Raw genomic sequence first — 22,963 nt, 5'->3', positions numbered from 1 at the left:
AGGCCGAATGTCGGTCTTTGCACGGACGGCTCCCTTGGACACCCATTTGCGTGAGCGCGCAGAGATATTTTTCATCGAGGCAAAAACACGGCGCACGCCGGCCCGCCTGAGTTGTGGACATGTTTTGCAACGGCTAGCAGACTGGCCTTCTGCTGTCGAGATATGGCGGCCGGGGCCGTTTGCGTATACTGCGCAGATGTTTTCCCCAACGGCTTTGCGTCCGCGGTACGCCAAGTGGCTGATCGCAACCGGACTCTTCCTGGTGCTCAGTGGTTGTGTTGAGAAACCCAACACACTGGAGCGCGTGAAGGAGGATGGCGTGCTGCGGGTGGTTACCCGAAACAGCCCCGCCACCTACTTCCAGGATCGCAATGGTGAAACCGGCTTCGAATACGAGCTGGTGAAGCGCTTCGCCGACGATTTGGGGGTGGAGTTGAAAATCGAGACCGCCGACAACCTCGATGACCTTTTCACCCAGTTGGGCAAGCCCAACGGCCCGGTACTGGCCGCCGCCGGCCTGGTCAGCAGCGAAAAACGCAAGAGCCAGGTGCGGTTCTCCCACTCCTACCTCGAAGTCACCCCGCAAATCATCTACCGCAACGGCCAGTCACGTCCCACCGACCCGGCCGCCCTGGCGGGCAAGAAGATCATGGTGCTCAAGGGCAGCACCCACGCCGAACAACTGGCACAACTCAAACAGAAATATCCCGGCATCACGGAATACGAAGAGTCCGACGCAGTAGAAGTCGTCGACCTGCTGCGCATGGTGGATGAAGGCCAGATCGACCTGACGCTGGTGGATTCCAATGAAGTGGCAATGAACCAGGTGTACTTCCCCAACGTGCGGGTCGCTTTCGACCTGGGCGATGCCAGCAACCAGAGCTGGGCTGTAGCCCCCGGCGAAGACAACAGCCTGCTCAACGAAATCAACGCTTACCTGGACAAAGTGCAGAAGAATGGCACCCTGCAACGTCTGAAGGATCGCTACTACGGGCACGTGGACGTTCTGGGTTATGTCGGCGCCTACACCTTCGCCCAGCATTTGCAGCAGCGCCTGCCCAAGTACGAGAAACATTTCAAGAACTACGCCAAGGCCGAAAAAGTCGACTGGCGCCTGCTGGCGGCCATCGGTTACCAGGAGTCGCTGTGGCAGCCGACGGTCACGTCCAAGACCGGCGTACGCGGCCTGATGATGCTGACCCAGAACACCGCTCAGGCCATGGGTGTGTCCAATCGCCTCGATCCGAAGCAGAGCATCAGGGGCGGCGCCAAGTACCTGGCTTATATAAAGGGCCTGCTGGACGACAGCATCGAGGAGCCAGACCGCACCTGGTTCGCCCTCGCCGCCTATAACGTGGGTGGCGGTCACCTGGACGACGCCCGCAAACTGGCGGCCAAGGAAGGGTTGAATCCGAACAAGTGGCTGGATGTGAAGAAGATCCTGCCACGCCTTTCTCAGAAAAAGTGGTACAGCAAAACCCGCTACGGCTACGCCCGGGGCGGTGAACCGGTGCATTTCGTGGCGAACATCCGTCGCTACTACGACATCCTGACCTGGGTCACACAACCGCAGCTAGAAGGCGACCAAGTGGCCGAGGGCAACCTGCATGTGCCGGGTGTCGACAAGAGCAAGCCTAATCCCGAGACCCCGCCGCTCTGACAGCCAGACACAACCCTTAATGTGGGAGCGGGCCTGTGGGAGCAAAGCTTGCTCGCGATAGCGGACTGACAGTCAAACCGTTATCGCGAGCAAGCTTTGCTCCTACAGGTTTTTGTGGTGGGCTCAGGGTTTGGCGGCGGCCAGGATCAGTGCTTTCATTTCAGCCACAGCCGACTTGAACCCGACAAACAACGCATGGGCCACCAGCGCATGGCCGATGTTCAGTTCGTTGATGCCCTTGATGGCCGCGACGGCTTCGACGTTGTGGTAATGCAAGCCATGGCCGGCGTTCACAATCAGACCCTGGGCCAGTCCGAAGGTGACGCCATCGGCTACCCGCTGCAGTTCATCTGCCACATCGGTGGGCGTTTGCGCATCGGCATAACGGCCGGTGTGCAGTTCGATGGCCGGGGCGCCGACGCGTCTGGAGGCTTCGATCTGCCGCTCGTCAGCGTCGATGAACAGCGACACTTCTGCGCCGATCTTCGACAAACGTTCCACCGCCGCGCTGATCCGCGCTTCCTGCCCCGCTACGTCCAGACCACCTTCGGTGGTCAGTTCCTGACGAGTCTCGGGCACCAGGCAAATGTGTGCGGGGCGGATGCGTTCGGCAAACACCATCATTTCTTCAGTCACGCCCATTTCAAAGTTCATGCGCGTTTGCAGCACGTCCTTGAGCAGCAGCACGTCGCGTTCCTGAATGTGACGGCGGTCTTCACGCAGGTGTACGGTGATGCCGTCGGCGCCTGCCTCTTCAGCGTCCAGCGCGGCCTTGACCGGGTCCGGGTAGCGAGTACCGCGGGCTTGGCGCAGGGTGGCGACATGGTCGATGTTCACGCCGAGAAGAATGCGATTGCTGGTGCTCACGAAAAGCGCTCCTGAGATGGACAGAGATTCGGCCCACAGCATACGGGTTGATCAAGGCTTGCGAAACAGCTCGCGACTGACCAGCGGCCGACCGCCCAGATGAACCGCCAGCGCCTGACGCATCAGACGCTTGGCCGCCGACAGCGCGCCCGGCGCGCTCCAATCGGCCTCGGCCATGGCCAGAAGCTCGGCGCCGTTGAACAATCCGGGTTGCAGCAGGTAGACCCGCTCCAGGCCTGCATCCACCTGCAGGCGGTACAGACCGTCCACAGCGATGGGCTCGCCGTGCAGGTCGGTGTTCAGGGCGAAGCCGTAGCCAAGGTCATCCAGCAGCCGCCATTCGAAGGAACGCAACAGCGGTTCCAACGGGCGACCTTCGGCCAGGGCCAACAACGTGGCGGCGTAGTGATCGAAGACGGCGGGATGGGGGTCTTCGGCGGGCAGCAGGCGGATCAGCAACTCATTGAGATACAGGCCGCTGAACAACGCCTCACCGTTGAGCCAGGCGGCGACGCCATTGCTTTCCATGCGTCCGACATTCTTCAGCTCACCCCGCCCCCGCAATTCCACTTCCAGCGGCACGAACGGCCGGGCCAGCGTCCCAGCCTTGCCCCGCGCCCCACGCAACACCGCCCGCAACCGCCCTTGGGGCGTAAGAAAGTCCACCAGTGCGCTGCTTTCGCGGTAGGCGCGCGAGTGCAGGACGTAGGCGGGTTGGGCGGTGGGTTGGGTTGGGGGCATGGAAACGCAGTCTCACTGACGGAGCACAATTTATAAACAACCCGAAACCAATGTGGGAGCGGGCTTGCTCGCGAATGCGGTGTGTCAGTCAGCAGAATCGTTAACTGACACACCGCATTCGCGAGCAAGCCCGCTCCCACAAGGTCGGTGGTGTACCGCTGGACGCTTTACAGGTCGCCGTAACCCAGCGACCGCAGCGCCCGCTCATCGTCGGACCAGCCGCCCTTCACCTTGACCCACAGGTTGAGCATGATCTTGGAGTCGAACAACAGCTCCATGTCCTTGCGCGCTTCGGTGCCGATGCGCTTGATACGCTCGCCCTTGTCGCCAATGATGATTTTCTTCTGGCCGTCACGTTCGACGAGGATCAGCGCATGGATGTGCAGGGTCTTGCCCTGTTGCTTGAACTCTTCGATTTCCACGGTGATCTGGTACGGCAGCTCGGCGCCCAGTTGGCGCATGATCTTCTCGCGCACCAGTTCAGCGGCCAGGAAGCGGCTGCTGCGGTCGGTGATCTGGTCTTCGGGGAAGAAGTGATCGTTTTCCGGCAGGTGCTCGGCGATCACCCGCTCCAGCGCATCGAGATTGTGACCGTGCTGGGCGGAGATGGGCATGATCTGGGCGTTGGGCAGTTGCTCCTGCAACCAGCTCAGGTGAGGCATCAGCTCGGCCTTGTCTTCGATGCGGTCGGTCTTGTTCAGCGCCACGATCAAGGGACCTGTCACGTACTGGACGCGTTCGAGAACCATCTGGTCTTCTTCGGTCCACTTGGTGCGATCGACCACGAAGATCACCACGTCGACGTCTTTCAGCGCCGCCGAAGCCGTCTTGTTCATGTAGCGGTTCAGCGCTTTTTCGCCGCCCTTGTGCATGCCGGGGGTATCGACGTAGATCGCCTGTACGGCGCCTTCGGTCTTGATACCCAGCATGTTGTGGCGGGTGGTCTGGGGTTTGCGCGAGGTGATCGCCAGCTTCTGGCCCAGGATGTGATTGAGCAGCGTCGACTTGCCCACGTTCGGCCGACCGACAATGGCGACATAGCCGCAGCGGGTGACGGTTGTATCAGTCATTGCCATTCTCCACGCCCAGGGCAATCAGTGCTGCGGCGGCCGCTACCTGTTCGGCAATACGACGACTCACACCCTGCCCCCGGCTTTTTTCATTCAATAAGACCACTTCGCACTCGACGAAGAAGGTTCGGCAATGCGGCTCGCCCTGGATGTCCACTACTTCGTAGCGCGGCAGCTCGCAACTGCGTGATTGCAGGAATTCCTGCAAACGGGTTTTCGGGTCCTTGTTGGTGTCCACCAGGGTCAGGCTGTCGATCTCGGAAGTCAGCCAGGCCAGCACGCGCTCACGCGCCATTTCCATGCCGGCATCCAGGTAGATCGCGCCAATCAACGCTTCCAGGGCATCGGCCAGAATCGACTCACGACGGAAACCGCCGCTTTTCAACTCACCAGAGCCCAGGCGCAGGTATTCGCCCAAGTCGAAACCTCGGGCCAGCACGGCCAGGGTCTCACCTTTTACCAATCGCGCGCGCAGACGCGACAACTGGCCTTCGCGGGCGAGCGGGAAGCGCTCGAACAGCGCCTCGCCAGCCACGAAGTTGAGGATGGCATCACCGAGGAATTCCAGGCGTTCGTTGTTGCGCCCGGCAAAACTGCGGTGAGTGAGAGCCAGGAGCATCAGCTCCTGGTCCTTGAAGGTGTAGCCGAGCTGACGCTCGAGACGGCTTAGAGAAACGCTCACGGTTTACCCACGCTGAGTTCGTGGCTGGATTCCACCGCCACGGCGGCGAAGCGCCGTTGGCTTGGGACAATTAACGCTGTGTTCAAAAATGACGTCCTGACTATCGTTGGCTTCATGCCTTCGGGCAGCCTTGTGCAGGCTCCAGAAATGCATTCGGCGCTGTGTTCAACAGCGCCGTGTGGGATTACTTGATCAGGCCAACCCGCGAGAAATTCGGCAGGTGACTGAGTTTGGGTTCCGGCCAGCTCATCCAGACCGCAAAGGCCTTGCCGACGATATTACGGTCGGGGACCATGCCCAGCATGTCCTTGGGAATGTTCGGATCATCCCAGTACCGGCTGTCGTTGGAGTTGTCGCGGTTGTCGCCCATCATGAAGTAGTGCCCGGCCGGCACGGTCCACGAATGGTCTGGCGCGGCGCGGTAGCGGCTCATTTCCTTGCGGATCAGGTGTTCGGCTTCGCCGAGTTTTTCCTGGTAGAGCTCAGCGCTGCCCAGCGTGCCCGGCTCGGAGCCGATCAATTGCTCGGCCACCAGCTCACCGTTGACGTACAAGCGCTTGTCGGCGCTGTAGCGAATCTTGTCTCCCGGCAAGCCAACCACACGTTTGATGTAGTTGACGCTCGGATCGCTCGGAAAGCGGAACACCATGACATCGCCGCGTTGCGGGTCACCGATTTCGATGACCTTCTTGTCGATCACCGGCAAGCGAATCCCGTAGGAGAACTTGTTCACCAGGATAAAATCGCCCACGTCCAGGGTCGGTTTCATCGAGCCGGACGGGATCTGGAACGGCTCCACCAGAAACGAGCGCAGCACCAGCACGATGAACAACACCGGAAAGAACGACTTGCCGTATTCGACCAGCAGCGGTTCCTTGTTGAGTTTTTCGACCACCACACCATCAGGCTGGCTGACGCTGCCCTGATAGGAGGCGATGGCAGCCCGGCGCCGAGGCGCCAGGAACAACAGATCAAGCAACGCCAACAGGCCGCAGACGAACACGGCGATAACCAGCAACAGCGGGAAATTTAGCGACATAGGACCTAACTATCCAACCTGAGCACCGCAAGGAAGGCTTCTTGTGGAATTTCCACGTTACCGACCTGCTTCATGCGTTTTTTACCGGCCTTCTGCTTTTCCAACAGCTTGCGCTTACGGCTGACGTCGCCGCCATAGCATTTGGCCAATACGTTCTTTCTGAGCGCCTTGACGGTTGTACGCGCCACAATCTGCCCGCCAATGGCGGCCTGGATTGCCACATCGAACATCTGCCGCGGAATCAGTTCTTTCATCTTCTCGGTCAATGCACGACCTTTGTAGTGCGCGTTGTCACGGTGCACGATCAAAGCCAGGGCATCGACTTTCTCACCGTTGATCAGCACATCCAGCTTCACCAGATTAGCCGATTGGTAACGATCGAAATGATAGTCCAGCGAAGCATAGCCGCGACTGGTGGATTTCAGGCGATCGAAGAAGTCCAGCACCACTTCGTTCATCGGCAAGTCGTAGGTCACCTGGACCTGGGTACCGAGGAACAGCATGTCGTGCTGCACGCCACGCTTTTCAATGCACAGGGTGATGACGTTGCCCAGGTGTTCCTGAGGCACAAGAATATTGGCGCGCACGATTGGCTCGCGCATGTCCTCGATGGCCGACAGGTCCGGCAGCTTGGACGGGTTGTCGACGTAGAGGGTCTCGCCGTTCTTGAGCAGCAGCTCGAAGATCACCGTCGGCGCCGTGGTGATCAGGTCCAGGTCGTACTCGCGCTCCAGGCGCTCCTGGATGATTTCCATGTGCAGCATGCCCAGGAACCCGCAACGGAAGCCGAAGCCCAGGGCGTCGGAGCTTTCCGGGGTGTATTGCAGGGACGAGTCGTTCAGGGTCAGCTTTTGCAGGGCTTCGCGGAAATCCTCGAAGTCGTCGGAGCTGACCGGGAACAGGCCGGCGTAGACCTGCGGCTGGATACGTTTGAAGCCGGGCAGCACATCGACGTCGGGGGTGGAGCTCAACGTCAGGGTGTCACCGACCGGCGCACCGTGAATGTCCTTGATGCCGGCGATGATGAAGCCCACTTCACCGGCCTTGAGGTCGACGGTAGCGGTGTGCTTCGGGTTGAAGACGCCGACGCTGTCCACCAGGTGGATCTTGCCGGTGGACTTGACCAGGATCTTGTCACCCTTCTTGACGCGGCCGTGGCGCACGCGAACCAGGGAGACTACGCCCAGGTAGTTGTCGAACCAGGAATCGATGATCAACGCTTGCAGCGGATCTTCGATGTTGCCGGTCGGCGCAGGAATAGTGGTCACCAGGCGCTCGAGCACTTCGTCCACGCCCAGGCCGGTCTTGGCACTGCAAGCGACCGCGTCGGTGGCATCGATGCCGATGATTTTCTCGATTTCTTCCTTCACGCGGTCCGGATCGGCCTGGGGCAGGTCGATCTTGTTCAGCACCGGCATGACTTCCAGGCCCTGCTCAATGGCGGTGTAGCAGTTGGCAACCGATTGCGCCTCGACGCCCTGGCCGGCATCGACCACCAGCAACGCACCTTCACAGGCCGCCAGCGACCGGCTGACTTCATAGGTGAAGTCGACGTGGCCCGGGGTATCGATGAAGTTCAGCTGATAGGTGATGCCGTCGCGGGCCTTGTAGTAGAGCGTAACGCTGTGGGCCTTGATGGTGATCCCGCGTTCACGCTCCAGATCCATGGAATCCAGGACCTGGGCTTCCATTTCACGCTCGGCCAGGCCGCCGCACATCTGGATGAAGCGATCAGCCAGCGTCGACTTGCCATGGTCAATGTGGGCGATGATGGAGAAATTGCGGATATGACTCAAATCACTCACGGATCAACACTCAAAAAGGCTGCAGGCATGGCCCGCCGAAAAATAGCCGGGAATTGTACCTGATACACCGGGCAAGTGGGAGCAAGCTTTGCTCCCACACCGCCTTGCCCCCCCAGCCTCCTCGCCACAGGTGCGCTGATCAACCGGCCCGGCGCAACAGCCAGAACCCTGCCAACGCACAGACACCGGCCGGCACCAGCACCGCAAACAGAGGCGAGAAACCGAATACCAGGCTCGACGGCCCCAGCAAATCCTGGGCGATACGGAAGGTGAAGCCCACCAGCACGCCGGTAAACACTCGCTGGCCGAGGGTCACCGAACGCAGCGGACCGAAGATGAAGGAAATGGCCATCAGCACCAGGGCCGCGGTGACCAGCGGCTGCAACACCTTGACCCAAAAAGCCAGCCAGTAACGACCGTTGTTCAAGCCCTGATCTGCCAGATAGTGGATATAGCCCCACAAACCGGTAATCGACAGGGAATCCGGCGCCATTACCACGGTGCTGAGTAACTGCGGGCTAAGTGCCACATCCCAACGCTCTTGCGGCGCGGCGACCACCTCGGTGCGCTTGTCATGGAACAAGGTGGTGGTGACGTCATCGAGCTGCCAGTGATCTTCAACAAACCTGGCGCGCTTGGCGAAGCTTGATGACAGCATGTGCCGCTGGTCGTCGAAGCGGTAGCGGGTCACGCCATACAGGATGCCGTTGGGCTGGACCGAGTTGATATGGATGAATTCGTCACCCTGGCGGTGCCACAGGCCGTGCTTGGCGCTTTGCGCATCGCCGCCACCCTGGGCCAGGGAGCGGTTGGCCTGAGCGGTGTTCTCGGTGGCCGGGGCAACATATTCGCCGACCAGCAAGCCCACCAGCATCAGCACCAACATCGGTTTCATCACTGCCCAGACGATCCGGCCGACGGAAACGCCGGCGGCACGCATGATGGTCAGCTCGCTGTTGCTGGCCAGGCTGCCCAGACCGATCAGGCAACCGATCAGTGCCGCCATCGGCAGCATGTCGTAGAGCCGCCGCGGGGCGGTCAGCAACACGTAGCTCAACACGTCCATCAAGGTATAGGTGTCGCTGACGTCACCCATTTCATCGATGAAGGCGAACAGGGTCGCCAGACCAAGGATGATCCCCAGTACCGCGAGAATCGCCAGGAACACACTGCTGCCGATGTACCGATCGAGTTTAACCACGGGCCACCCCCAGCGCGCTGCGGCGACTGGCCAGCTTCAGGCGCAGTGGCTCCCAGTAGAGCAACCCAAGGCCGATCGCCAGGAAAATCGAATGCACCCACCAAAGACCCAGCGCGGGTGGGATCTTGCCTTTCTCCAGCGCACTGCGGGCGGAAATCAGGATGGTCAGGTAAGCCATATACAGAAGAATCGCCGGTAGCAGCTTGAGGAAACGGCCCTGACGCGGATTGACCCGCGCCAGCGGGACCGCCATGAGGGTCACGATGAACACCAGCAGCGGCAGCGACAGGCGCCATTGCAATTCAGTGCGTGCCCGGATGTCGTTGTTACCCAGCAAACTGGAGGTGGGCATGGCATCGCGGTCGGTGACTTCGTCGCTGACTTCGGGTTTGGGCAGCAGCACGGCATAGGTGTCGTACTTGATGGCCCGGTAATCGGCCTGCCCCGGCTTGCCGTCGTAGCGATAGCCGTTTTCCAGGATCAGGTAGCGGTTGCCGTCGGGGTTGATTTCCTGACGCCCCTTCTCAGCCACCAACACCGAAATGCCGCGGTCCTTTTTGGTGTCGGAAGACACGTTCTTTTGCGTGATGAAGACGCCGCCCAGGTTGACCCGGTCTTCCGAGAGTTCTTCGGTATAGGTGACCCGAGTCCCGTCGCGCAGGGCCTGGAAGCGCCCCGGCACCAGGGTGTCGAACTCGGTCAGGGCATCCTGCTGGTTGATCAGCATCTGGAACTGATTGGCTCCCTGTGGGGCCAGGCTCAGGCTCAGCCAGGCCACAACCAGCGCCACCAGCGTGGCCGGGAAGAGGGTCATGCGAAACAGGCGTTGCTGGCTCATGCCGGTGGCCGACAGCACGGTCATTTCGCTGTCCAGGTACAAACGGCCGTAGGCCAGCAGAATGCCGAGGAACAGCCCCAGCGGCAGGATCAGCTGTAAGAAGCCCGGCAGACGGAAACCCATGATCAGGAACAACGAGCCTGGATCCAGGGCGCCGGAGGCCGCCTGGGCAAGGTATTTGATGAAACGCCCGCTCATGATGATGACCAGCAGCACGGCGCTGACAGCGCTCAGGGTCAGCAGGACTTCGCGGGATAGATAGCGGAAGACGATCAAACCAGACACTCCAGAGTTGTCAGGCTAAGGCGGCCAAACAAGCAAACGTATCGAGCCGGCCCGCCACAGCGAGCCGCCGAAAAAAGAGCCGCATTATCCTGTGATTGGAGGCGCCTGTCACTTCGCACGCTTTAACCCGGCGCTTAAAGCCACAACTTAGCGCTGTCGGTGGGGTTGTCAGGCCCGGGCACCGGGGTTCAAACTGCGGCCTTTGTCGCCGGCAAGCTCCGGCGCTTCTCTTATATAGAAGAAGCTCGCTCAGCGCGCCATTGTGTCGGCGCCTGGCATCTTGACCATTCATTCAGGGATCCGGACATGGAACTGGTTGTAAAAAGCGTCAGCCCAGAAACGTTGAAAACCGCCACGCTGGTGGTTGCCGTCGGTGAAGACCGCAAGCTCGGCGTCGTCGCCACCCAGCTCGACGCCCTGTGTGGCGGTGCCATCAGCGCCGTGCTCAAGCGCGGCGACCTGGCCGGTAAAGTCGGTCAGAGCCTGTTGCTGCACAACCTGCCCAATCTCAAGGCCGAGCGGGTGCTGCTGGTCGGTGCGGGCAAGGACACCGAGCTGGGCGACCGTGCACTGCGCAAGATCATCGCCGGCGTCCTGGGCACCCTCAAAGGCCTGGGCGGCAGCGAGGCCGCGCTGGCGCTGGATGAACTGGTGGTCAAGGGCCGCGACAGCTATGGCAAGAACCGTTTGCTGGCCGAAACCCTGGTGGATGGCGAATACCAGTTCGACCGGTTCAAGAGCCAGAAAGCCGAGCCCCGCGCCCTGAAAAAAATCACCCTGCTGACCATCAAGGCCGCACAGGCCGAAGTCCAGCGCGCCGTGACCCACGCCACTGCAATCGCCCACGGCATGGCTTTGACCCGCGACCTGGGCAACCTGCCGCCGAACATCTGCCACCCGACATTCCTCGGCGAACAGGCCAAGGCCCTGGGCAAGGAGTTCAAGGGGCTGAAGGTCGAAGTCTTTGACGAGAAGAAAATCAAAGAGCTGGGTATGGGTTCGTTCTACTCCGTCGGCCAGGGCAGCGCCCAGCCGCCGCGCCTGATCGTCATGCAATACAACGGCACCAAGAAGTCCGAGAAGCCGTACGCGCTGGTGGGCAAGGGCATCACCTTCGACACTGGCGGCATCAGCCTCAAGCCCGGCGCCGGCATGGATGAGATGAAGTACGACATGGGCGGCGCTGCCAGCGTGTTCGGCACCCTGCGCGCTGTGCTTGAACTGCAACTGCCGATCAACCTGGTGTGCATCCTGGCTTGCGCCGAGAACATGCCCAGCGGTAACGCCTCGCGGCCGGGTGACATCGTCACCACCATGAGCGGTCAGACCGTGGAAATCCTCAACACCGACGCCGAAGGCCGCCTGGTGCTGTGTGATGCCCTCACCTACTCCGAGCGCTTCAAGCCGCAAGCGGTGATCGACATCGCCACCCTGACCGGTGCCTGTGTCGTCGCCCTGGGCGCCCACACCTCGGGTCTGCTGGGCAATAACGACGAGCTGATCGGCCAACTGCTCAGCGCCGGCCAGCAAGCCGACGACCGCGCCTGGCAATTGCCGCTGTTCGACGAATACCAGGAGCAACTGGACAGCCCGTTCGCCGACATCGCCAACATCGGTGGCCCGAAAGCCGGGACTATCACGGCGGCGTGCTTCCTGTCGCGTTTCACCAAGAACCTGAACTGGGCGCACCTGGACATCGCCGGCACGGCCTGGACCAGCGGCGGCAAGGATAAGGGCGCCACCGGCCGGCCGGTCCCCCTGCTGACCCAATACCTGCTGGACCGCGCCAAGGCCTGACACCGATGACCGGCATTGGCGTCGCCGTCGGGCGGCGCCAATGGCGGCTCAGGAACTGCAATGACCAAAGTCGATTTCTACATCCTGCCCAGCGCCGATCCGTCGGCGCGGCTGGATTTCGCCTGCAAGCTCACCGAGAAGGCCTGGCGCATGGGCCACCGCATCTACCTGCATTGCAGCGATGCCGCCCAGCGCGATGACCTCGATGCACGCCTGTGGACCTTCAAGGGCGAAAGCTTCGTGCCCCATGGCCCGGCCGAAGACGAACCCGAGGGATTGATCGTGCTTGGACTGGGGGATGACTGCGGTCAGCACCAGGACCTGCTGGTCAACCTTGACCTGAAAGTGCCGTCTTTTGCCCAGCGTTTCGCCCGCGTGGCGGAAGTGGTGGTGGAAGATCCGGCCATCCGGCAAGCCGCGCGGGAGAGTTTCCGTTTCTACCGCGAACAGGGCTATCCTCTGCAAGACCACCGTTTACAGCGACTCTGAGCCCACGATGGACACTCCAAAACCGCCACAAAAACCCACGCACCTGCTGGACGACCTCGAGTCGATTCGTCAACTGCTCGGCGACGACAACCTGCAACCGCCGCTGCTGACCGATACGGTGGAGCACGAGCCCGAGCATGACGAGCAGATTCCACTGCTGTTCGAGCCGATCAACGGCCAGCCCGAGCCCAAGCCGGCGCCCAAGACCGAGGCCAAAGGCCCCGACGCCCTGCTGCACCTTGAGAGCGAACTGCGCGCCGCCGCGCAATTGATCATGCAAGATGTCATCGACGACTTCGCTCCACACATCGAGACCGAGATCAAGCGCCGGCTGGATGCGCGGATGGAGCGGTTGCTGAGTCAGTACGAGTAACGCCCTCTGCCCACCGAATAACCCTGTGGGAGCGGGCTTGCTCGCGAAGGCAGTGTGTCAGCAGGCACATATATACCTGACACACCGCCTTCGCGAGCAAGCCCGCTCCCACATTGTTCAACTGTGTTCACACACTATCGGTATGACTGCTCGCTTCCAGCTCGCTGCGTGTGGCTTGCATCTGCCCCTCCCGCTATACTTCCCGGCTTTTCCTGAATAAATGCCAATAGGGTCCCGCCGCGCATGGATAAGACCTACCAGCCGCACGCCATTGAAACTTCCTGGTACAACACCTGGGAGTCCGAGAATTATTTCGCTCCGCAAGGCGCGGGCGATTCCTACACCATCATGATCCCGCCGCCGAACGTCACCGGCAGCCTGCACATGGGCCACGGTTTCAACAACGCGATCATGGATGCCCTGATCCGTTTCCGTCGCATGCAAGGCCGCAACACCCTTTGGCAGCCGGGCACCGACCACGCTGGCATCGCCACGCAGATGCTGGTGGAGCGTCGCCTCGAAGCCCTGGGCCAGAACCGCCATGACCTGGGACGCGAGAAGTTTCTCGAGAAAGTCTGGGAATGGAAAGACGAGTCCGGTGGCAACATCAGCCGTCAGATTCGCCGCCTCGGCTCGTCCGTAGACTGGAGCCGCGAGCGTTTCACCATGGACGACGGTCTCTCGGAAGCGGTGAAAGAAGCCTTCGTGCGCCTGCATGAAGACGGCCTGATCTATCGTGGCAAGCGCCTGGTCAACTGGGACACCAAGCTGCACACCGCCATTTCCGACCTCGAAGTGGAAAACCACGACGAGAAAGGTTTCCTGTGGAACCTGAAATACCCACTGGCCGACGGCGCAACAACCGCTGAAGGCAAGGACTACCTGATCGTCGCCACCACGCGCCCGGAAACCATGCTCGGCGACGCCGCCGTGGCGGTGAACCCGAACGATGAACGCTACCAGGCCCTGATCGGCAAGTTCGTCGAACTGCCCTTGGTTGGCCGTCGCATCCCGATCATCGGTGATGACTACTGCGACCCCGAGTTCGGCACCGGCTGCGTGAAAATCACCCCAGCCCACGATTTCAATGACTACGAAGTCGGCAAGCGCCATAACCTGCCGCTGCTAAACATCTTCGACAAGAACGCCAACGTGTTGCCGGCGGCCCAGGTGTTCAACCTTGACGGCACGCTGAACGAAAGCATCGATGGTCAGCTCCCGACCGAATACGCCGGCCTGGATCGCTTCGAAGCGCGCAAGCAGATCGTCGCGGCATTCGACGCGGCCGGCCTGCTGGTCAGCGTCGATGATCACGGCCTGAAAGTGCCGAAAGGCGACCGCTCCGGCACTATCATCGAGCCGTGGCTGACCGATCAGTGGTACGTGTCAACCAAACCGCTGGCCGAGCCTGCGATCGCTGCGGTAGAAGATGGCCGCATCCAGTTCGTGCCCAAGCAATACGAAAACATGTATTTCTCGTGGATGCGCGACATCCAGGATTGGTGCATCAGCCGCCAACTGTGGTGGGGCCATCGCATTCCGGCCTGGTATGACGAGTCGGGCAAGGTCTACGTCGGCCGCGATGAAGCCGAAGTCCGCGCCAAGCATAACCTCGGTCCGGACGTTGCCTTGCAGCAGGACAACGACGTACTCGACACCTGGTTCAGCTCCGGCCTGTGGACTTTCTCCACCCTGGGCTGGCCGCAACAGACCGAGTTCCTGAAGAAATTCCACTCCACCGACGTCCTGGTCACCGGCTTCGACATCATTTTCTTCTGGGTCGCCCGGATGATCATGCTGACCATGCACCTGGTGAAAAACGAAGACGGCACGCCCCAAGTACCGTTCAAGACCGTCTACGTGCATGGCCTGGTCCGCGATGGCCAGGGTCAGAAGATGTCCAAGTCCAAGGGCAACGTCCTGGACCCGCTGGACATCATCGACGGCATCGATCTGGAAACCCTGGTGCAGAAACGCACTTCGGGCCTGATGCAGCCAAAACTGGCGAAGAAGATCGAGAAGGCCACCCGCGAAGAGTTCGCCGACGGCATCGGCAGCTATGGCACCGACGCCCTGCGCTTCACCTTCTGCTCGCTGGCGTCCACCGGTCGCGACATCAAGTTCGACATGGGCCGCGTCGAAGGCTATCGCAACTTCTGCAACAAGATCTGGAACGCCGCGCGCTACGTGCTGGACAAGGGCGAAGACTGCGGCCAGAACGGCGAAGCCTTTGAGCTGACCCTGGCCGATCGCTGGATCATTTCGCAGCTGCAACGCACCGAAGCCGAAGTCACCCGTCAGCTCGATCAGTTCCGTTTCGACCTGGCCGCGCAAGCCTTGTACGAGTTCATCTGGAACCAGTATTGCGACTGGTACCTGGAACTGTCCAAACCTGTGCTGTGGGACGAAAATGCCCCAGTCGAACGCCAGCGCGGCACCCGCCGCACTCTGGTGCGAGTGCTGGAAGTGGCCCTGCGCCTGGCGCATCCGTTCATGCCGTTCATCACCGAAGAAATCTGGCAGCGCGTCGCACCGCTGGCGGGCGCCCAAGGCAAGACGATCATGCTGCAACCGTGGCCGGTGGCCAACGAAACCCGCATCGATCCGGCCGCCGAAGACGACATCGAATGGCTCAAGACCTTCATGCTGGGCCTGCGTAACATCCGCGCCGAAATGAACATCGGCCCAGGCAAACCGCTGACCCTGTTCCTGAACAACGCCAGCGCCGAAGACCTGCGCCGCCTCCACGAGAACGAAGCACTGCTCAAGAAACTGGCGAAGCTCGAATCGGTGACCGTCCTGGCCGCTGGCGAAGAAGCGCCGCTGGCCGCCACTGCCCTGGTTGGCGAGATGGAAGTGCTGGTGCCAATGGCCGGCCTGATCGACAAGGCTGCCGAACTGGCACGTCTGGACAAGGAAATCCTGCGTTTGAAGGGCGAAGTCCAGCGCGTCGGCGGCAAGCTGTCCAACGCCGGTTTCGTTGACAAGGCGCCGGCTGAAGTCATCGAGAAGGAACGGGCCAAACTGGCCGAGGCTGAACAGGCCTTGGGTAAACTGGCCGAGCAACATGCGCGGATCTCCAGCCTGTAACGGGGATTTGCACTGAAAAAGGAGGTCCTGATGGACCTCCTTTTTTATGCCTGGTACTTTTTCCAAACAATGAAGACCCCTTGTGGGAGCGGGCTGTGTGGGAGCAAAGCTTGCTCGCGATTCAGGCGCTGCGGTCCTCAAGAGACCGCGGCGTTTTCATCGCGGGCAAGCCTTGCTCCCACACAGCCCGCACACATTTAAACCGCGCAGTCATCAAGACCGAGCCGGATGTGGGACAATGCCCGCCACTTTTTGAGCCAGCGCCGAATCGACCCGCCCATGACCGCCCCTCGCACGCCCAAGCCAGCACGCTCCAAGCCCAACCCCGCCACCGAGGCCAAAGCGCCGCGGGAGAAGGCCAGCCTGCACCCGCGCAATCGCCACCAGGGCCATTACGACTTCCCGGCATTGATCAAGTCCACGCCCGAGTTGGCGAAGTTCGTGATCATTAACCCATACGGCAAGGAAAGCATCGACTTCGCCAGCCCCGACGCCGTGCGGGTGTTTAACCGAGCGCTGCTCAAGTCCTTCTATGGCATCGCCCATTGGGACATTCCAGCGGATTACCTGTGCCCTCCAGTCCCCGGGCGTGCGGATTATGTGCATTTGCTCGCCGATTTGCTGGCCAGCCACAACGAAGGCACGATCCCACGCGGGGCGGCGGTGAAAGTGCTGGACATCGGCACCGGCGCCAACTGCGTGTATCCGCTGATCGGCCACAGCGATTACCGCTGGCACTTCCTCGGTTCGGAGATCGACCCGACCGCCATCGCTTCGGCCAAGGCCATTGTCCAGTCCAACGGGCTGAACAAAGCCATCCAGTTGCGCCAGCAGGCCAACCGCAAGCACATTCTTTTGGGCTTGCTGGAAGAGGCCGAGCGGTTCGACCTGACGATGTGTAACCCGCCGTTCCACGCCTCCCTGGAGGAAGCCACCAAGGGCAGCCAGCGCAAATGGCGCGCGCTGGGCAAGGCCGATCCGAAACGCAAACTGCCGGTGCTGAACTTCGGCGGTCAGGCCGCAGAGCTTTGGTGCGAAGGCGGAGAAGTCCGGTTCGTGACCCAGTTGATCAGCGAAAGCGCACAACTGGCCCGGCAGGTGCTGTGGTTCAGTACGCTGGTGTCGAAGGCATCGAACCTGCCGGCGATTCAAACAGCCTTGAAAAAGGCCGGGGCGCTACACAGCCAGGTCGTAGAAATGTCCCAAGGGCAGAAGCAGAGCCGCTTCGTGGCCTGGACCTTCCAGACCGAGGCCCAGCAACAGGCGTGGCGCCAGTCGCATTGGGTACACAAGAACTGAGTGGGAGCAAGGCCTGTGGGAGTAAGGCTTGCCCACGATGAAAACGACTCGGCTTCTGAAAGATCGCATCGGCTGTCTCGCGGGCGAGCCTTACTCCCACAAATGCCCTCACCACAGACCACTTTCCCCCAGGCAACAAAAAACCGTGCCCGGATCACTCCGCAGCACGGTTTTCTTTTAAACGCGATCTTACTTGTTGATGCCGTCGGTCAGCGCTTTGGCTGGAACGAACTTCACAACTTTCTTGGCAGCGATTTCGATGGCTGCGCCAGTCGAAGGGTTGCGGCCGGTACGGGCAGGACGCTCGGTGACTTTCAGCTTGCCGATACCTGGCAAAGTGATTTCACCGCCATTTTCCAGCTGATCAGCAACGATCTGACCCAGTTGGTCCAAAGCGTTACGCGCGGTGGTTTTCGGCGCGTCGATAGCTTCAGCGATGTCAGCGATCAGTTGGTCTTTAGTAAGAGCCATGTAGTGTTCCTTCCCTATCAAATTCATATGGATTGCAGAGTGCAGTGTCAGCCATCGAGCCCAATCTCATTGATCAGGCACCCTCGGCAATCACCACGACGGATCGGGGTAATAGATGCCAAAAACCGGGTTTGGTTCGACCTGACAAATGCTGAATGCACGCTTAACGCAGTGACTTCGCGTAAGACCGGGCAAAACTAGCACAACGCCTGTGAAATATCCGCCTCTAGCTACCCATTTGGTCAGCTTTCTTGCGCTAAAACGGTAAAAAAATGCATATAGCCTGTCGGAAGGGTCTGAAAGGGGCTTTGCAGGGTTCCAAAACCAGTGATTGCGGTACACTGGGCCTTTTTTGGGGAGCGCGCCCTCCTCTCTTTCATCAGCCGAGAAATCCATGCCGATCCGTCATTGCATCGTCCACCTGATCGACAAAAAACCCGACGGCACACCCGCTGTGCTCCATGCCCGTGACTCCGAGCTGAGCGAGTCCACCGCCATCGAGAACATGCTCGCCGACCTCAACGAGAGCTACAACGCCAAGCAAGGTAAGGCCTGGGGCTTCTTCCATGCCGAGTCCGGGGCGCATCCGTTCAGTGGCTGGCTCAAGGAGTACCTTGACGGTGGCAAGGATTTCACCGCGTTCAGTCGCGTGGCGGTGGAGCATCTGCAAAAGCTGATGGAGGAGTCCAACCTGTCGGTGGGCGGCCACGTGTTGTTTGCGCATTATCAACAGGGCATGACCGATTACCTGGCGATCGCCCTGCTGCACCACAGCGAAGGCGTGGCGGTCACCGACGAACTGGACGTGACCCCGTCCCGTCACCTTGATCTGGGCCAGTTGCACCTGGCGGCGCGAATCAATGTGTCGGAATGGCAGAACAACAAACAGTCCAGGCAGTACATCTCGTTCATCAAGGGCAAGAACGGCAAGAAGGTCTCGGAGTACTTCCGCGACTTCATCGGCTGCCAGGAAGGCGTCGACGGCCCCGGCGAAACCCGCACTCTGCTCAAGGCCTTCAGTGACTTCGTCGAAAGCGAAGACCTGCCTGAAGACGACGCCCGGGAAAAAACCAAGACCCTGGTGGATTACGCCAGCAGCCAGGCCAAGCTCGGCGAGCCGATGGGCCTGGAAGAACTCTCCGAACTGATCGACGAAGATCGCCCGAAAGCCTTCTACGACCACATCCGCAACAAGGACTACGGCCTGTCGCCGGAGATTCCGGCGGATAAACGCACCCTCAACCAGTTCCGCCGCTTCACCGGCCGCGCCGAAGGCTTGTCCATCAGCTTCGAAGCTCACTTGCTCGGTTCCAAGATCGAATATGACGAAGAAGCCGGCACGCTGATCATCAAGGGCCTGCCCACGGCGCTGACCGATCAGCTCAAGCGCCGCAACTGATGCTCGCAAAGGTCCTGAAGAAGTTTCTACTGATTCTGCTGGTGGTTGTGGCGTACCAGAACTGGGGCAAGATCGAGCGGGTGTTCAACCCCTCGCAGATGCTGCCTGAACAGATCAGGGCCAATGCCCGGGTCGTGCTGTATGCCACCGACTGGTGCGGTTACTGCAAGGCGACCCGGCGGTTCCTGGATGAAAAAGGCGTGCCCTATCGCGAGTTCGATATCGAGAAAGATGCCCAGGCGCGCAAGGCCTATGAGGCGCTGGGCGGGCGCGGGATCCCGATTCTGGAGGTGAATGGCACGTTGATTCGTGGGTTTGAGCCGCAGAACATTCTCGAGGCACTGTCCGCGAAATAGGTTTGTCCGGCGACGATGATGCTGGATCTGATGGCTTTATCGCGAGCAGGCTCGCGCCCACAAGGATTCGCGGCGGACGCGAATCCTATTACCGCTGCAAATCCAGTGTGGGAGCGAGCCTGCTCGCGATAGCGGCGCACCGGTCATCTCCTTAGTGAAGATCAGACCGCCTCGATCCGAAACCCGAACCGCGGAAAGTGCACATGCACCACCCCGCCAAGCGCGTCTTCGCGACGCAGGATCAGCTCTTCACAACCGGCAAACAACAACTCTCCGACCACCGGGTCGACGCCATAATCGGTGGCGGCGATCGCCACCTGCTGCCCTTTCGTGAACCCGTTCGGCGCCTCGAATGACTCATCTGGCAGCGCTGCCGGCGTAGCGTTGCGAGCCACTTCCAAAGCCTCTTCGGAACTCATCGCGTTCGACGCGCCATGGCCAAAACCCAGCACTCGCGCCAGCCATGCCGAGGCCGCCGGGTAGGCGTCCACCAGCGGCGCAGTCACCGCAGTGCCTTTGAGAAACCACAGCGGGTGAGCCATGGCGAAGTCGGCAATTGATGGATCACCCAACAGGAAGTCACCCTCCTCGCGCTGCAACTGTTGCTCAAGACGCGCCATGATGGTTGGCCATTGGTGCTTGGCCTGTTCGGCAGACAGACGCGTGGTCGTACCGCCACTGAATAACCCGGCACGATCGCTGATAAACGTCTTGATCACTTCAGGTGGTAGCTTGGCGAAACGCACCGCCACCGACTCAGGCTGGAACACCAGACTCACCGCATGCTGGAACACCACCGAGTCGGCCCACGCAGCAAAGGACGCGGTAATCATCTCCCGACCTTCGGGAAACAGCGCGGGCGAAGCTTTTTCCTGTTCCAGTCGGCGGGCGATCAGGGCCGTGTCGCAATAGACATCGGCGCCGATCTGCAGCACCGGGGTCTTGCGGTAGCCACCCGTCAGTGCCGTCAAGTCGGGCTTGGGCATCATTGACGGGATATGCACCGAACGCCAGGACAGGCCCTTGAAACCCAGCAGCAAACGGGCTTTCTCCGCGAAGGGAGATGCCGGGTAATGATGAAGAATCAGCTCTGACATGAGATTCGCCACTGCAGGAGGAAGTCCCACAGCTTAGCTTGCCATGGTCAGACAGCCTACCCTTCTGATGAAGACGTATCAGCGCGGTTGATGGAACAACGAAGCACTCACCACCAGGCATTCCTTGGCGCTTTTCTTGAGTTTCTTGATCAGCCGCTCCTGGCGCAAGGCTTCACCCTTGTCGCGACAGGCTTCGGTGTACACCAGCGCCACCGCCGGACTGGAGAGAAAAAAACGCGCACCCTTGCCGCTTTGATGCTTGGCGAAACGCCGCACCGGGTCATCGCTGATGCCGCAGTACAGCGACCCGTTGGCGGCCCGCACCAGGTAGACGAACCAGGGTTTGCCCGGTTCGGCTGCGGCTTGCCCGGACAGTTCGGAGGATGGGTTGGCGATCGTCACAGGATGTTCAACAGGCGTGTAGGAAACAAGCCGCGATCTTATCAGCGACTGGCCTGGAACGCCCGTAGCCCCTTGAGGGCCTGGGCCCTGACGGCGTTGCGCACCAGTGGCGTCCAACCCAGCAGCAGGCCCTTGGCGCCCAGCGCCTGGCGGGACCAGCGCCACAGGTCAAAACTGTCGTGGTGCTCGCAGATCTTGCCGTCGCGAAACACGAAACGAGCCTGAATGTCATTGACCACGGTATTGCCGGTCTGGCTGAACAGGTAAGTCGCCACCCAGTGGGCGCCGCCGGTACGCTCATCGCTGCGCACGTTATCGAAGGTCAGGGAAAAATCCTTGGCCCGGGTGGTGAGCATGCGCCACATGTCGCTGGCATCGCGCCCGCGCAGTTCGCCGAACGCCGGGTCGCTGAACACCACGTCGTCGGTGTAGCAGGCGCTCATGGCATCGGCGTCCAGGCGCTGGAAGGCCTGATAAAAACGGGTGATCAAGGCGTTGTGGGCATCACTCATGGACCGGCTCCGAAAAACGTTTCAGTAGGCCTGCACGATAATCGGCCGCCGCGGAGAAGACCATCGTCATTCGCCATGAAAATGATATCAACGAAGGTCAGTGACTCTTTCGCTCTCGACCCCGACGTACAACGTCCGGCCTGCGCCGATGCCCGCGATGATCGCGCCCAGACCAATCACGCCGAAGATCCAGCCCAGGGCACTCCAGCCGCCGGTCCAGTCGTGGACCACTCCGACCGCGAACGGCCCCATGGACGCCAATGTATAGCCGAAACCCTGGGCCATGCTGGAAAGGTTCGCGGCCACATGGGCGTCCCGCGAGCGCAGCACGATCAGCGTCAGCGCCAGGCTGAACGTTGCTCCCTGGCCGAGCCCCAGCAGGATCGCCCAACCCCACAAGCCTTCAATGGGCGCATAGAGGCATCCGAACAGCCCGCCAAGGGTCATGACCATGACGATCACAATGGCCAGGCGCTGATCTTTGCCCCGGGTCGCCAGCCAGGGTGCCGCCAGGGAACTGATCAGTTGCACGATGACCGATCCGGACAACACCAGCCCGGCCTGGGTCGGCGTCAGACCACGACCAATGAGGATCGACGGCAGCCACCCGAACACGATGTAGGCCAGGGACGACTGCAACCCCATGTACAACGTCACCTGCCAGGCCAACGGATCACGCAGCAAACCGCGAACCCGATACGCCACCTGATGAGCACCGTGTTTCTGGCCCACTTGCGGCAGCCAGAACACGGCGGCCAGCAGCGCCGGCACCACCCAGAAACCCAGGCCCATCGCCCAACTGTGCCCCAGATGTTCACTCAACGGCACAGTGGCCCCGGCCGCCATTGCCGCCCCCAGGCACAGCGCCATGGTGTAGACGCCGGTCATGGCGCCGGCGTGTTTGGCGAAATCACGCTTGACGATGCCCGGCAACAGCACACCGATCACGCCAATGCTCGCACCGGCCAGAATGCTGCCAGCAAACAGGCCGACCTGGCCGAAAGAACTGCGCAAAATGATCCCGCCGGCCAGGGCCAGCAAGATTCCCAACACCACGCGTTCGGCTCCGAAGCGCCGCGCCAGCACCGGCGCCAGCGGTGCGAACAGGCCCAGGCAAAGCACTGGCAGCGTGGTCAGCAAACCGGCCTGGGCAGCCGACAAGCCAAGGCTTTTTGAAACTTCGCTGAGTAGCGGGGCCATGCTCGACAGCGCCGGACGCAGGTTCAGCGCTACCAGGATCAACCCGAGCAGTAACAGCCAGGGTTTGCCCAGCAATGGATGGGCCTGCTGGGTCTGCTCATCATCGGTTTCGGCGTCGATCAGCAAATGTTCAAGCTCTGCGGCGCGTTTGGGCGTCGTCGGGGTCGTGCGGTCAAGCGTATCGCGGGACATGGAAAGCTCTGGTTCAGGGTTCATTGATCAACAGTCGGCAAAGGGCCTTGGCCCATTGCCAAACCTGTTGTTCGACAGCGTCGACGATTCGACGTGCA

General features: G+C 60.9%; 21 protein-coding genes. 8 read left to right on the top strand and 13 right to left on the bottom strand.

The features are described 5' to 3' along the window. Nucleotides 1–196: 196 nt before the first annotated feature. Nucleotides 197–1,660: a membrane-bound lytic murein transglycosylase MltF gene (mltF, locus tag PSH57_RS05425; protein WP_305444845.1), complete on the top strand. Its 1,464-nt coding sequence runs from the start codon at nucleotides 197–199 to the stop codon at nucleotides 1,658–1,660. A 123-nt stretch (nucleotides 1,661–1,783) separates the two neighbouring features. Here mltF and pdxJ read toward each other — a convergent pair whose 3' ends face one another. The 8 genes from pdxJ to lptF form a co-directional block, all read right to left on the bottom strand. Continuing rightward, on the bottom strand, nucleotides 1,784–2,569 hold the full coding sequence (gene pdxJ, locus PSH57_RS05420; RefSeq protein ID WP_422766074.1) for a pyridoxine 5'-phosphate synthase: 786 nt from the start codon (nucleotides 2,567–2,569) through the stop codon (nucleotides 1,784–1,786). Between the two features lie 9 nt (nucleotides 2,570–2,578). Next, nucleotides 2,579–3,268 carry a DNA repair protein RecO gene (gene recO / locus PSH57_RS05415; RefSeq protein ID WP_305388249.1) on the bottom strand — a complete coding sequence of 230 codons (690 nt, stop codon included), beginning with the start codon at nucleotides 3,266–3,268 and terminating at the stop codon, nucleotides 2,579–2,581. Between the two features lie 167 nt (nucleotides 3,269–3,435). Continuing rightward, nucleotides 3,436–4,338, bottom strand: coding sequence for a GTPase Era (era, locus tag PSH57_RS05410; protein ID WP_047228883.1), 903 nt, complete (start codon nucleotides 4,336–4,338; stop codon nucleotides 3,436–3,438). After that, entirely contained in the window at nucleotides 4,331–5,020 is a 690-nt protein-coding gene (rnc, locus tag PSH57_RS05405; protein WP_047228882.1) for a ribonuclease III, read from the bottom strand. The genes era and rnc overlap by 8 nt, the downstream gene beginning before the upstream one ends. Nucleotides 5,021–5,204: 184 nt before the next feature. After that, a complete protein-coding gene (gene lepB, locus PSH57_RS05400; RefSeq protein ID WP_305388246.1) occupies nucleotides 5,205–6,059 on the bottom strand; it encodes a signal peptidase I in 855 nt (284 codons plus the stop codon). A 5-nt stretch (nucleotides 6,060–6,064) separates the two neighbouring features. Further along, nucleotides 6,065–7,864, bottom strand: coding sequence for a translation elongation factor 4 (gene lepA / locus PSH57_RS05395; RefSeq protein ID WP_256230573.1), 1,800 nt, complete (start codon nucleotides 7,862–7,864; stop codon nucleotides 6,065–6,067). Nucleotides 7,865–8,003: 139 nt separating this feature from the next. Beyond that, the gene (gene lptG, locus PSH57_RS05390) at nucleotides 8,004–9,065 is read right to left on the bottom strand and encodes an LPS export ABC transporter permease LptG (RefSeq protein WP_305388243.1); all 1,062 of its coding nucleotides are present in this window, start codon (nucleotides 9,063–9,065) and stop codon (nucleotides 8,004–8,006) included. Beyond that, entirely contained in the window at nucleotides 9,058–10,179 is a 1,122-nt protein-coding gene (gene lptF, locus PSH57_RS05385; protein WP_305444843.1) for an LPS export ABC transporter permease LptF, read from the bottom strand. The genes lptG and lptF overlap by 8 nt, the downstream gene beginning before the upstream one ends. A gap of 315 nt (nucleotides 10,180–10,494) precedes the next feature. Between lptF and PSH57_RS05380 the strand changes: the two genes are divergently transcribed. The 5 genes from PSH57_RS05380 to rlmF all read left to right on the top strand — a co-directional run bounded on the left by PSH57_RS05380 (nucleotide 10,495) and on the right by rlmF (nucleotide 17,236). Continuing rightward, nucleotides 10,495–11,985 (top strand): leucyl aminopeptidase, encoded by a 1,491-nt coding sequence (locus PSH57_RS05380; protein WP_305388239.1) that lies wholly within the window; start codon nucleotides 10,495–10,497, stop codon nucleotides 11,983–11,985. 60 nt (nucleotides 11,986–12,045) lie between these two features. Further along, on the top strand, nucleotides 12,046–12,474 hold the full coding sequence (locus PSH57_RS05375; RefSeq protein WP_305388237.1) for a DNA polymerase III subunit chi: 429 nt from the start codon (nucleotides 12,046–12,048) through the stop codon (nucleotides 12,472–12,474). A 7-nt stretch (nucleotides 12,475–12,481) separates the two neighbouring features. After that, a complete protein-coding gene (locus tag PSH57_RS05370; RefSeq protein ID WP_092393642.1) occupies nucleotides 12,482–12,847 on the top strand; it encodes a DNA polymerase III subunit chi in 366 nt (121 codons plus the stop codon). A gap of 243 nt (nucleotides 12,848–13,090) precedes the next feature. Beyond that, nucleotides 13,091–15,937 carry a valine--tRNA ligase gene (locus tag PSH57_RS05365; RefSeq protein ID WP_305388236.1) on the top strand — a complete coding sequence of 949 codons (2,847 nt, stop codon included), beginning with the start codon at nucleotides 13,091–13,093 and terminating at the stop codon, nucleotides 15,935–15,937. A gap of 279 nt (nucleotides 15,938–16,216) precedes the next feature. Beyond that, complete coding sequence (rlmF, locus tag PSH57_RS05360) at nucleotides 16,217–17,236, top strand: 23S rRNA (adenine(1618)-N(6))-methyltransferase RlmF (RefSeq protein ID WP_305388234.1); 1,020 nt, start codon at nucleotides 16,217–16,219, stop codon at nucleotides 17,234–17,236. Between the two features lie 189 nt (nucleotides 17,237–17,425). Here the strand turns inward: rlmF and PSH57_RS05355 are convergent, their stop codons facing one another. Further along, the gene (locus tag PSH57_RS05355) at nucleotides 17,426–17,707 is read right to left on the bottom strand and encodes an HU family DNA-binding protein (RefSeq protein ID WP_047228872.1); all 282 of its coding nucleotides are present in this window, start codon (nucleotides 17,705–17,707) and stop codon (nucleotides 17,426–17,428) included. Nucleotides 17,708–18,101: 394 nt separating this feature from the next. Here PSH57_RS05355 and yejK point away from each other — a divergent pair, with 394 nt between their 5' ends. After that, on the top strand, nucleotides 18,102–19,106 hold the full coding sequence (gene yejK / locus PSH57_RS05350) for a nucleoid-associated protein YejK (protein ID WP_139049210.1): 1,005 nt from the start codon (nucleotides 18,102–18,104) through the stop codon (nucleotides 19,104–19,106). Further along, the gene (locus tag PSH57_RS05345; protein WP_305388230.1) at nucleotides 19,106–19,462 is read left to right on the top strand and encodes a glutaredoxin family protein; all 357 of its coding nucleotides are present in this window, start codon (nucleotides 19,106–19,108) and stop codon (nucleotides 19,460–19,462) included. The genes yejK and PSH57_RS05345 overlap by 1 nt, the downstream gene beginning before the upstream one ends. A gap of 161 nt (nucleotides 19,463–19,623) precedes the next feature. On the opposite strand, the gene PSH57_RS05340 is transcribed toward PSH57_RS05345, so the two are convergent. From PSH57_RS05340 to PSH57_RS05325, 4 genes are all read right to left on the bottom strand, one after another. After that, on the bottom strand, nucleotides 19,624–20,559 hold the full coding sequence (locus tag PSH57_RS05340) for a glutathione S-transferase family protein (protein WP_305388228.1): 936 nt from the start codon (nucleotides 20,557–20,559) through the stop codon (nucleotides 19,624–19,626). A gap of 78 nt (nucleotides 20,560–20,637) precedes the next feature. Then, nucleotides 20,638–20,961, bottom strand: a complete 324-nt coding sequence (locus PSH57_RS05335; protein ID WP_305388225.1) for a GIY-YIG nuclease family protein — start codon at nucleotides 20,959–20,961, stop codon at nucleotides 20,638–20,640. A gap of 41 nt (nucleotides 20,962–21,002) precedes the next feature. Next, nucleotides 21,003–21,473: a nuclear transport factor 2 family protein gene (locus tag PSH57_RS05330; RefSeq protein ID WP_305388222.1), complete on the bottom strand. Its 471-nt coding sequence runs from the start codon at nucleotides 21,471–21,473 to the stop codon at nucleotides 21,003–21,005. Nucleotides 21,474–21,560: 87 nt separating this feature from the next. Next, a complete protein-coding gene (locus PSH57_RS05325) occupies nucleotides 21,561–22,889 on the bottom strand; it encodes a CynX/NimT family MFS transporter (protein WP_422766073.1) in 1,329 nt (442 codons plus the stop codon). Between the last annotated feature and the right edge of the window lie 74 nt (nucleotides 22,890–22,963).

Origin of the sequence: Pseudomonas hefeiensis, from assembly GCF_030687835.1 — a bacterium.
Taxonomy (GTDB): Bacteria; Pseudomonadota; Gammaproteobacteria; order Pseudomonadales; family Pseudomonadaceae; genus Aquipseudomonas; species Aquipseudomonas hefeiensis.
Note: the sequence above shows the minus strand (reverse complement) of the source record. Positions and strands in the feature narration are given on the sequence as shown.

Coding starts and splice junctions, on each gene's coding strand:
- PSH57_RS05330 (WP_305388222.1), bottom strand. CDS start 21,473: ATGAGTGATGCCCACAACGCCTTGATCACCCGTTTTTATCAGGCCTTC.
- PSH57_RS05325 (WP_422766073.1), bottom strand. CDS start 22,889: ATGAACCCTGAACCAGAGCTTTCCATGTCCCGCGATACGCTTGACCGC.
- PSH57_RS05375 (WP_305388237.1), top strand. CDS start 12,046: ATGACCAAAGTCGATTTCTACATCCTGCCCAGCGCCGATCCGTCGGCG.
- PSH57_RS05370 (WP_092393642.1), top strand. CDS start 12,482: ATGGACACTCCAAAACCGCCACAAAAACCCACGCACCTGCTGGACGAC.
- rlmF (WP_305388234.1), top strand. CDS start 16,217: ATGACCGCCCCTCGCACGCCCAAGCCAGCACGCTCCAAGCCCAACCCC.
- mltF (WP_305444845.1), top strand. CDS start 197: ATGTTTTCCCCAACGGCTTTGCGTCCGCGGTACGCCAAGTGGCTGATC.
- pdxJ (WP_422766074.1), bottom strand. CDS start 2,569: ATGCTGTGGGCCGAATCTCTGTCCATCTCAGGAGCGCTTTTCGTGAGC.
- PSH57_RS05365 (WP_305388236.1), top strand. CDS start 13,091: ATGGATAAGACCTACCAGCCGCACGCCATTGAAACTTCCTGGTACAAC.
- PSH57_RS05340 (WP_305388228.1), bottom strand. CDS start 20,559: ATGTCAGAGCTGATTCTTCATCATTACCCGGCATCTCCCTTCGCGGAG.
- yejK (WP_139049210.1), top strand. CDS start 18,102: ATGCCGATCCGTCATTGCATCGTCCACCTGATCGACAAAAAACCCGAC.
- PSH57_RS05380 (WP_305388239.1), top strand. CDS start 10,495: ATGGAACTGGTTGTAAAAAGCGTCAGCCCAGAAACGTTGAAAACCGCC.
- lepB (WP_305388246.1), bottom strand. CDS start 6,059: ATGTCGCTAAATTTCCCGCTGTTGCTGGTTATCGCCGTGTTCGTCTGC.
- era (WP_047228883.1), bottom strand. CDS start 4,338: ATGACTGATACAACCGTCACCCGCTGCGGCTATGTCGCCATTGTCGGT.
- PSH57_RS05355 (WP_047228872.1), bottom strand. CDS start 17,707: ATGGCTCTTACTAAAGACCAACTGATCGCTGACATCGCTGAAGCTATC.
- PSH57_RS05345 (WP_305388230.1), top strand. CDS start 19,106: ATGCTCGCAAAGGTCCTGAAGAAGTTTCTACTGATTCTGCTGGTGGTT.
- recO (WP_305388249.1), bottom strand. CDS start 3,268: ATGCCCCCAACCCAACCCACCGCCCAACCCGCCTACGTCCTGCACTCG.